The organism is Xanthomonas sp. GPE 39 (assembly GCF_000963005.1).
Taxonomy (GTDB): domain Bacteria; phylum Pseudomonadota; class Gammaproteobacteria; order Xanthomonadales; family Xanthomonadaceae; genus Xanthomonas_A.
On the sequence record NZ_JZHZ01000007.1, the window covers coordinates 93244 to 103863 of the forward strand.

General features: G+C 59.6%; 3 protein-coding genes. All 3 read right to left on the bottom strand.

Translation table 11 applies throughout. The features are described from left to right. On the bottom strand, positions 1 to 3431 hold a 3431-nt coding region (locus XALGPE39_RS00350; protein WP_152624926.1), incomplete at its 3' end, for a non-ribosomal peptide synthetase. Continuing rightward, positions 3428 to 5326, bottom strand: a complete 1899-nt coding sequence (locus tag XALGPE39_RS14800; RefSeq protein WP_235429841.1) for an amino acid adenylation domain-containing protein — start codon at positions 5324 to 5326, stop codon at positions 3428 to 3430. The genes XALGPE39_RS00350 and XALGPE39_RS14800, both read right to left, overlap by 4 nt. Beyond that, on the bottom strand, positions 5268 to 10580 hold the full coding sequence (locus XALGPE39_RS00355; protein ID WP_045726522.1) for a non-ribosomal peptide synthetase: 5313 nt from the start codon (positions 10578 to 10580) through the stop codon (positions 5268 to 5270). Before XALGPE39_RS00355 ends, XALGPE39_RS14800 begins: the two co-directional genes overlap by 59 nt. Positions 10581 to 10620: the final 40 nt, after the last annotated feature.

The window sequence follows — 10620 nt, forward strand, 5'->3', positions numbered from 1 at the left end:
GAAGAGGCCACGCACGCGGCAAGGTCCTTCAGCGCTGCATTCGCGAACAACTCCGCCACGCCGATCTCGACATCCAATTCCTGACGCAGGCGAGAGGCGACCCGCACTGCCAACAACGAATGTCCACCGAGCGCAAAGAAGTTATCGTGTCGCCCGATGCTCTCCAGACCCAGCAGATCACACCAAATCGCGGCAATGGTTTGTTCGATCGCGCCCTGAGGTGCTTCATACACAGGCGCTGCATAGGCTGAGCCGTCCGGTGCGGGTAATGCCTTGCGATCCAGCTTGCCGTTCGGGGTCAGCGGTAAGCGATCCAACTGCACATAGGCTGCTGGGATCATGTAATCCGGCAAGGTATCCGACAGCCAACTGCGCAAGCTTTCCGCGCCAAGAGGCGTGTGCGTCGCATCCTGCCTACCAACCCAATACGCCACCAATCGCTTGTCGCTACCCGTGGCATCTTCCAGCGCCACCACCACACACTCGCGCACATCCGCATGTGTGCCCAGCCGTGCCTCAATCTCTCCTAATTCAATACGGAAACCACGAATCTTGACCTGCTGATCGTTGCGGCCCACAAACTCAATCGTGCCATCGGCACGCCAGCGACCCAGATCGCCAGTGCGATACATCCGTGCCGTCGGATCGGTACTGAATGGATCCATGAGGAAGCGCGCGGCGGTCAAATCGTCACGATTTAGATAACCACGCCCCACGCCATCGCCGCCAATGTACAACTCGCCCACCACCCCAATCGGCACCGGTGCGCCGTGTACATCCAGGATATAGATCTGCGTGTTCGCAATCGCACGACCAATCGGCAGGATCCCGGTGTTTTCCGACTCGGCGCAGTAACGCCAGGCCGTGACATCCACTGCCGCTTCTGTCGGCCCATAAAGGTTGAAAATCTCAGCTGATGGAAAAGCCGCCTGGGCACGCTCTGCAAGCGCTGCCGGCAAGGCTTCGCCACTACAAATAACCCGCTTGACCCAGGAACACGGATCATCATCGTCATGCTCGACAAATGCCCGCAGCATCGACGGCACGAAATGCAGCGTGGTGACTTGCGTATCGCGGATCAACGCCTTCAGATACACCGGATCTTTATGGCCTTCTGATTCGGTCAACTGCATCCGCGCACCGCTCAGCAGCGACCAGAACAGTTCCCAGACCGAGACATCGAAGCTGATCGGTGTTTTTTGTAAAACAACCTCGGATCGATCCAGCGTGTAGGCTTCTTGCATCCACACAAGGCGGTTGACGACGCCGCGATGTTCATTCATCGCGCCCTTCGGCATACCAGTCGATCCGGACGTGTAGATCACATACGCCAGATGCCCCGAGGTCAGACCAACGGCGGTGCGATCCGGATTACTGTCGGACAGGTGTACCCAGCGCTGGCCGTCGGCTTGCAGATCGACGACCACCGTTGAAGCAGTCAGATGCTCGACCAAGTGGCGGCTGGCGGTATCCGTCAACACCACCAACGCGCCGCAATCTGACTGCATATAGGCCAGTCGCTCCGGTGGATAGGCTGGGTCCAGCGGTACATACGCACCGCCCGCCTTCAATACAGCAACCACCGCGATCACCATCTCCACACTACGCTGCACACAGATCGCCACGCGATCATCCGGGCGCACACCCAACTCACGCAGGTAATGCGCCAGACGGTTGGCACGTGCGTTCAACTCGCCATAGGTCAGCGACACCTCGCCCTGCACTACCGCGATGGCAGATGGATCATGTGCCACCTGTGCCTCGAACAACTCGTGCACACAGGCATCGCGCGGATAATCTGCTGCTGTTGCATTCCACTGCGTCAGTACCTGCTGCCGTTCAAAGTCAGGTAGAACATCGAAATCACGCATTGCTGTCTCTGGCGCATAAGCAAGGGCATCGGCAAGCCCCTCCAACGCCTTCAACATAAACGCGGATATACGATCCGCGACCAGTGGACGCCGCGACTGCACCTTCAGTACAAAATCCGATCCCACATCATCCACAGAAACGGTAAGCGGATAATTCGTTCGTTCATGACTCGATAGCGTGTCGATCCCCTTCCATGCCATCGCTTTGGCAGCACTATTCGCTTGGCCACTATGGCGGTAGTTGAGCAGCGAGGTAAACAACGGTGCCGGTGCCGAAACACCACTGCAACGCTGCGCAAGCGACAGCGGCGCATGCTCGTGCTGCAAAAGCTCGGCAAGTCGCTGTTGTACCAAACGCACGCTTTCTAGCACGCTAGCACTATTAATTTCGATGCGTATCGGCAAGGTATTGATGAACATTCCCAGTGCACGACCGACCCCAGCTCCGCCCTGCATACGTCCAAACAACACTGTCCCGAACACAGCACTCTCACGCCCCGTGGCCCGCCCCACCACTTGCGCCCAGGACAGATGAAACAGACTGGCTACGCTCACGCCGAGCGTGCGTGCCTGACTCCGCAGCAATGCCGACAGCCGACCCGGTAGTTCGAGCTGCACCTCTTCCACATCGGATCCATCTCCCTGTACATCAACCAGACCGAACGGCGCACAGGATTCATCGATATCACCGAGCATCGTGCGGAAATACGCCTCGTGCTCCTCTTGGCTCACACCCAGCAGCACCTGCGCGACAAAATTACGAAACGGCAGGGGGGCAGGCAAGCTAGCCGCTTCACCACACAAGTGACATTTAACCTCTTCCAGCACGATCTCCAACGTGGTGTGATCTAGAGCAAGGTGGTGACTGAGCAACTGCAGCAGCCAACGGCAATTGGCCGGATCGTGCGCCGCAAAACCACGCATCAGCGGCGCCTGACGCACATCCATGCGCCAGTAGCGCGGATCGAAGCGCGATTGCAGCTGTGCCGCCACATCGAGGTCAGTGCCATCCAGGCAAACCTCCTCAATCACCAGTGGCGCATGCCGCCACACGACCTGGACTGGTGCGGCAAGCCCTTCCCAGACCACCGCTGTACGTAGAATATCGTGACGATCGATGACACGCTGCAGCGCATCAACAAACGCGTCCAGACGCGAACGGCTGTCGAAAGCGATCAGGTTCGGCAATAAATAAGCATCACCCTCGCGCTGCAGCAGATGGTGGAAGAAAATTCCTTCCTGTAGTGGAACCAGTGGATAGATGTCCTGGATATTGGACGATCCACCCTGGGTTATTTCAGAAATTACTCCAATTTCATCCAGTGAAATTTCTAAAATTGGCTCATCATTTCCAGGAAAATCCCTATCAATTTTTAAAAAATCTAACTTCCCACAAATTATCCACTCTATCAATAGAGCCTTGTTACTTCTAATGAAATCCTGAATTTCAAGAGTAAAATCCTCATCCCTGCATGAAATTATTAAGTCAACACCATCATCACTCAATGACAGAGATATATTTTTTATTCTCAACTGAAGCAAGAAATTCCAGATTTTCATATCTTAAATTCTTTGATGGCCGCTTTATTTTTATTTCTTGAAATTAATTCAACTTGCTTGCACTGAATTTCTTCAGATGATTTAGTAGCTAATGCGATAAGCGTCGGAGTAGTGAATAAAGTGTGCAAATCGACCTGTAATCCCTGCTGACTCATACGCTCGATCAGCGTCACTGCCAGCAAGGAATGTCCACCGAGGGCAAAGAAGTTGTCATACCTGCCTATCGTGTCGAGCCCAAGTAAGTCTTGCCAGATGGCAGCAATAGATTCTTCAATTGCACCCTGTGGTGCTTCATACGCATGTGTGGCATAAGCCGCACCTTCCGGCGCCGGTAACAGCTTGCGGTCCAACTTGCCGTTAGGAGTCAATGGCAAGCGCTCCAACTGCACATAGGCCGCTGGGATCATGTAGTCCGGTAGTGCACCCGACAGCCAACTGCGCAAAACCTCTGGACCGATGCTCTCGGGCGTCACATCCTCGGCACCGACCCAATACGCCACCAGTCGTTTGTCGGTACGCGCCAGATCATCAAGCGCAATGACAACGCACTCGCGCACCTCCGCATGCGCACTCAACCGCGCCTCGATCTCGCCCAACTCGATTCGGAAACCACGGATTTTGACCTGGTGATCGTTGCGTCCGACAAACTCAAGCGTGCCATCGGCACGCCAGCGACCCAGATCGCCAGTGCGATACATCCGCGCCGTCGGATCGGTACTAAATGGATCCATGAGGAAGCGCGCGGCGGTCAAATTGTCGCGATTTAGATAACCACGCCCCACGCCATCGCCGCCAATGTACAACTCGCCCACCACCCCAATCGGAACCGGTGCACCTTGTACATCGAGGATATAGATCTGCGTGTTCGCGATTGGACGACCAATCGGCAGGATCCCGGTGTTTTCCGACTCGGCGCAGTAACGCCAGGCCGTGACATCCACTGCCGCTTCTGTCGGCCCATAAAGGTTGAAAATCTCAGCTGACGGAAAAACCGCCTGGGCACGCTCTGCAAGCGCTGCCGGCAAGGCTTCGCCACTACAAATAACTCGCTTGACCCAGGAACACGGATCATCATCGCCATGCTCGACAAATACCCGCAGCATCGATGGCACGAAATGCAGCGTGGTGACTTGCGTCTCGCGGATCAACGTCTTCAAATACACCGGATCTTTATGGCCTTCTGGTTGCGCCAACTGCACACGCGCACCGTTCAGCAGCGGCCAAAACAGTTCCCAAACCGAGACATCGAAGCTGATCGGTGTTTTTTGTAAAACAACCTCGGATCGATCCAGCGTGTAGGCTTCTTGCATCCACACAAGGCGGTTGACGACGCCGCGATGTTCATTCATCGCGCCCTTCGGCATACCAGTCGATCCGGACGTGTAGATCACATACGCCAGATGCCCCGAGGTCAGACCAACGGCGGTGCGATCCGGATTACTGTCGGACAGGTGTACCCAGCGCTGGCCGTCGGCTTGCAGATCGACGACCACCGTTGAAGCAGTCAGATGCTCGACCAAGTGGCGGCTCGCGGTATCCGTCAACATCACCAACGCACCGCAATCTGACTGCATATAGGCCAGTCGCTCCGGTGGATAGGCTGGGTCCAGCGGCACATACGCACCGCCAGCCTTCAATACAGCCACCACCGCCACCACCATCTCCACACTGCGCTGCACGCAGATCGCCACGCGATCATCCGGGCGCACGCCTAACTCACGCAGGTAATGCGCCAGACGGTTAGCACGCGCGTTCAACTCGCCATACGTCAGGGCCACCTCACTCTGCACTACCGCGATGGCCGATGGATCATGTGCCACCTGTGCCTCGAACAATTCATGTACACAGGCATCGCGCGGATAATCTGCTGCTGTTGCATTCCACTGCGTCAGCACCTGATAGCGCTCGGCATCGTCGAGCAACGGAAGACGATCTACTGCCTGATGTTCGGCACCCTCGGCGACCATCGCTTCCAACAGATGCCGCCAATGGCCCATCCACCGCTCCAGCGTCGAACGCTCGAACAATGCCGTGGCATAGGCCAGACTGCCGANCGCTCGTCTGTGCAACACCCAATCCGCTGGCCTCGATTGCGCCAAGATCAAGCGCGCCCTGCGGTGTGTTCTGCCACGCGAACATCACTTGGAACAGTGGCGCATGCGCCAGACTGCGTGGCGGTTGCAGCAGTTCGACCACCTGCTCGAACGGGATATCCTGATGTGCCTGCGCTTGCAGTGTGCGGTTCTTCACCGAGGCCAGCAGTTGCGCCAACGTAGGTGAGCCGGACAACTCCACCCGCAACGCCAGCGTGTTGACGAAGAACCCGATCAGCCCTTCGGTTTCCGATCTCCCACGATTAGCCACCGGACTGCCGATCACCACATCGTCCTGGCCGGAAAGACGCGATAGCAGCAACGCCCAACTCGCCAGGAGGGTCATGTATAGCGTCAGGCCATGGCGCTGGCTCAGGGCCTTCAGCGCTTGTGTCTGTTGCGGATCGACGATCACCTCCAACATGGCGCCGGCATGATCCTGCTGAGCCGGACGTGGACGATCCGTTGGCAGTTCCAGCAATACCGGTGCGCCGGACAGTGCCTCACGCCAATACGTGGCCTGTTGCTCAAGTACATTGCCCTTCAACCACTGCCGCTGCCAGCTTGCATAGTCGGCGTACTGGATCGGCAACGGTGCCAGCGGATCGGCTTCGCCATGTGCGAACGCCCGATACAACACGCTCAGCTCGTTGATCAAAACTCCCATCGACCAACCATCCGAGACGATGTGGTGCATCGTGACGAAGAGGACGGACTCGTCATCGGCAAGTCGTATCAGCCGGCCACGGATGAGTGGGCCTTGCTCCAACGCAAATGGCGCTTGCGCTTCCGCGGTCAGCAGTTTCTCAAGCTCTTTCTCACGATCAGTTACACCGCACAGATCGTGGGTGAGCAAATGGAAGCCGCTTTCTTCATCAGCGATTTGCTGCAACGCCTGCCCATCGACCAGCGCGAAGGTCGTGCGCAGCGACGCATGTCGGGCCACGATGCGATCCAACGCACGTTGCAACGCCTGCGCATCCAACACACCACGCAAACGCAAGCCGCCGCTGATGTGATACGCCTGACTGACACCCTCGAACTGCGATAGGAACCAGAGCCGTTGCTGTGCAAACGACAGCACACGCGGCGCATCCGGCTGCAATGGCAGGATCGGCGGCAAGATCGCAGCGGACGAAGAGGCCACGCAGGCGGCAAGTTGCTGGAGCGTGGCGTGCACAAACAACTCGGCCACCCCGATCTCTACACCCAATTCCTTGCGCAAACGCGAAGCAACCCGCACCGCCAGTAGGGAATGCCCGCCGAGCGCGAAGAAGTGGTCGTGCCGCCCGATGCTCTCCAAACCCAGCAGATCACGCCAGATTGCGGCAATGGTTTGTTCGACCTCACCTTGCGGTGCTTCATACGCACTGGCCGCATAGGCCGCACCATCTGGTGCCGGCAATGCCTTGCGATCCAGCTTGCCGTTGGCAGTGAGTGGCAAAGTCTCGAGACACACATAGGCCGTCGGCAGCATCACCTCGGGCAGTCGATTGACCAAATCGCTGCGCAGGTTCTCGGCGTCTATCCGCTCGACCTCGCCCACCACATAGACAACCAATCGTGGCTCGCCCGGAGTGTCCTCACGCAGCAACACCGCCGCATCCTGCACGCCCGTGCAGGCACGCAACGCGGCGGCGATTTCGCCCAGTTCGATGCGGAACCCACGCAGTTTGACTTGATCGTCGTTGCGGCCCAGATACTCCAGCGTGCCGTCGGCGCGCCAGCAGGCGACATCGCCGCTGCGGTACATGCGTTGTCCGGGGTGCTCTGCGAACGGATCGGGCACGAAGCGTTCGGCGGTCAGATCCGCACGGCCCAGATACCCGCGTGCAAGCTGAGGCCCCGCAATATGCAGATGACCGGCTACGCCAATCGGTGCGTGTTGTCCATGCGCATCGAGCACGTACAGGCGAAGATGCGCAATCGGTTGACCGATCGGCACACGCCCGTTGGGCGCGTGTGCATCGTCAGCAGTCGTGGTGTGGACTACGCAGCCGACCACCGTCTCGGTCGGGCCGTATTCGTTGATCAGACGGGTGTGCGGTGCGAGGGCTTGCCAACGGGCCAACGTGGCGGGCGGCAGTGCTTCGCCGCCGATCACCATCACCGACGGGCTCAGCGGTGTTGCGTGCTCGGCCAATTGTTGACCCAACACGTGCAGATGCGCGGGCGTGAGTTTGACCAGACCCAGCGGGGTTGGATCACACAGACGTTGCCGCAAGGCATCGAGGGTGTCGTGGTCGGGCAGCAGTTCCACCTGCGCACCGCACAACAGCGGGGCGAGCAAACTGGTCAACGTGGCGTCGAAGGACAACGACGAGGACACCACCGCGCTGGGCTGCGGTCGATAGTGTTCGATAGCCCATTGCAGGTAATGCGCCGCACCGGCATGGGTGAGCAAGGTGCCCTTGGGTTGGCCGGTGGAGCCGGAGGTGTAGATCACGTAGGCCAGATTCTCCGGGCACAGACCGGGGACATCCGGTGCGCCGGGATCATCGGTGTGCGTCTCCGTGCTGTCGTCCAGGGTCAACACGCTCACGCGTAGCATCGCGCGGCTGGCTGGCAGACGATCCTGCAGATCGGTGCAGGTCAGCACTGCGCGTGGGCGGCTGTCTTCCAGCAGGAAGGCCAGACGTTCGCTGGGCAGTTCCGGATCCAGCGGCACATACGCCGCGCCGGCCTTGAGCGTGGCCAGCACCGCGACCACTTGTTCGATGCTGCGCGGCAGATACAAGGCGACCCGACTCTCCAGGCCGACGCCAGAACGGCGCAGACGCTGGGCGAGTTGGTTCGCGCGGGCGTCCAGTTCGGCATAGCGCAAGGTGCGTTGTCCTTCGATCACCGCGATGGCATCGGGCGTGCGTTGCACCTGCGCGTCGAACAAGCGATGGATGCAGGTGGCCGGAGCCAGCGGCGTGGTCTCGGTGACGGTGAAGCGCTGCAATTGGGTGCGCTCCTCCGCAGGCAACAGCGGCAATTGCGCGACACGGGCGTGGTCGTCGGCGACCATGCCCTGCAACAGGGTCACGAACTGGGCAAGATGCCGTTCGATGGTGATGCGCTCGAACAGCGCCGTGGCATACCCCAGGTTACCAACGATGCGGTCCTGCTGCTCCTGCAGCGAGAACTCCAGATCGAACTTGGCATCGGCTGTGTGCGACTGGATCGGCTGCAATCGGATGTCGGGCAGCACCAACTCGGCATCGGGCACGTTCTGCCAGGTGAGCACCACCTGGAACACCGGCTGCGCGGACAAACTCCGTTCCGGGTTGAGCGCCTCGATCACCTGTTCGAACGGCACGTCCTGATGATCCTGCGCGGCCAATGCCGTGGCACGCACCTGCGCCAGCAAGTCGGCGACGCTCGGTGCACCACGTAGGTCGATGCGCAGTGCCTGGGCGTTGACGAAGAAGCCGATCAACGCTTCGAGTTCGCTACGGGTGCGGTTGGCCACGGGCGCGCCGATGACCACCTCATCTTGACCGGACAGGCGCGACAACAGCACCGCCCAGCCGGCCAACACGGTCATGAACACAGTGGTGCCGTGACGCTGGCTCACGGCGCGCAATGCGGCGGTGAGTTCACCATCGATGGCGAATTCGACACTATCGCCGCGATAATCCTGCAAGGCCGGACGTGGGTGGTCGGTCGGCAATTCCAGCAGCGCCGGTGCGCCATGCAGATGCTCGCGCCAGAAGGCGAGTTGGCGTTGCAGCAGCGGTCCGTCGAGCACGCGGCGTTGCCACAGGCTGTAGTCGGCGTACTGGATCGGCAGGGGCGGCAGCGGATTGGGCTGACCTTGCACGAAGGCGGCGTACAGCGCGCCAAGTTCGCGAATCAATATCCCAATGGACCAGCCATCGGAGATACTGTGGTGCATGCTGATCAGCAGGCGGTGTTGCTGCTCGGCCAGCTGCATCAGGCAGCCACGGATCAACGGACCACGGCTCAGATCGAAGGGCGTGCGGGTTGCCTGTTCGGCGTGATGTTGGGCGGCGACCTCGGCATCTGGGGTGTGACGTAGATCGATGCAGGTCAGCGCGAAGCCGACGTTGGCCGGGGCGATCACCTGGGTGGCGCCGTCGTCGTTGGCGAGGAAGCAGGTGCGCAGTACCTCGTGGCGAGCGACGATGTGGTCCAACGCCTGTTGCAGCGCGGGCAGGTCCAGCGCACCGTGCAAGTCCACCACGCCAGAGAGGGTGTACGCCTGCGCGGCGCGTTCGTCGAATTGCGCCAGGAACCATAGCCGTTGTTGCGCGAAGGACAATGGCAGTGGTGCATCTCGATCCGCTGAGACGATAGCCGGCAAGGTGCTGGCGTTGGCGCTTGCCAGGGCGTGAGCTAACTCGGCCAGCCGCGGTTGAGCGAACAGCGTGGCCAGCGGCAGTTCCAAGCCCAGTGCGCTGCGAATGCGCGAAATCAAGCGCACGCCCAGCAACGAATGCCCGCCAAGGGCAAAGAAGTTGTCGTGCCGACCGATGTCTTCCAGACCGAGTAACTCGCACCAGATCGCGGCAATGGTTTGTTCGATCTCGCCCTGTGGTGCTTCATACGTCAACGCCGCATAGGCCGCGCCATCCGGTGCGGGTAACGCCTTGCGATCCAGCTTGCCGTTCGGGGTCAGCGGCAAGCGATCCAACCGCACATAGGCGGCTGGCACCATGTAGTCCGGCAGTACATCCGATAGCCAAGTCCGCAATGCGGCAGCATCAACAGCTTCGTTACCGACCCAATACGCCACCAGCCGCTTATCAGTGCCTGCCGCACCCTCCAGCGCCACCAACACGCACTCACGCACATCCGCATGCGCGCTCAAGCGGGCCTCGATCTCTCCCAACTCGATGCGGAAACCACGAATCTTGACCTGCTGATCGTTGCGTCCCACAAACTCAATCGTGCCATCGACACGCCAACGGCCCAGATCGCCCGTGCGGTACATCCGTGCCGTCGGATCGGTGCTGAATGGATCCGTGAGGAAGCGCTCAGCGGTCAATGCTTCTCGATTGAGATACCCACGCCCGACGCCATCGCCACCGATGTACAACTCGCCCACTACCCCAATCGGTGCCGGTGCGCCGTGTGTATCCAAGATG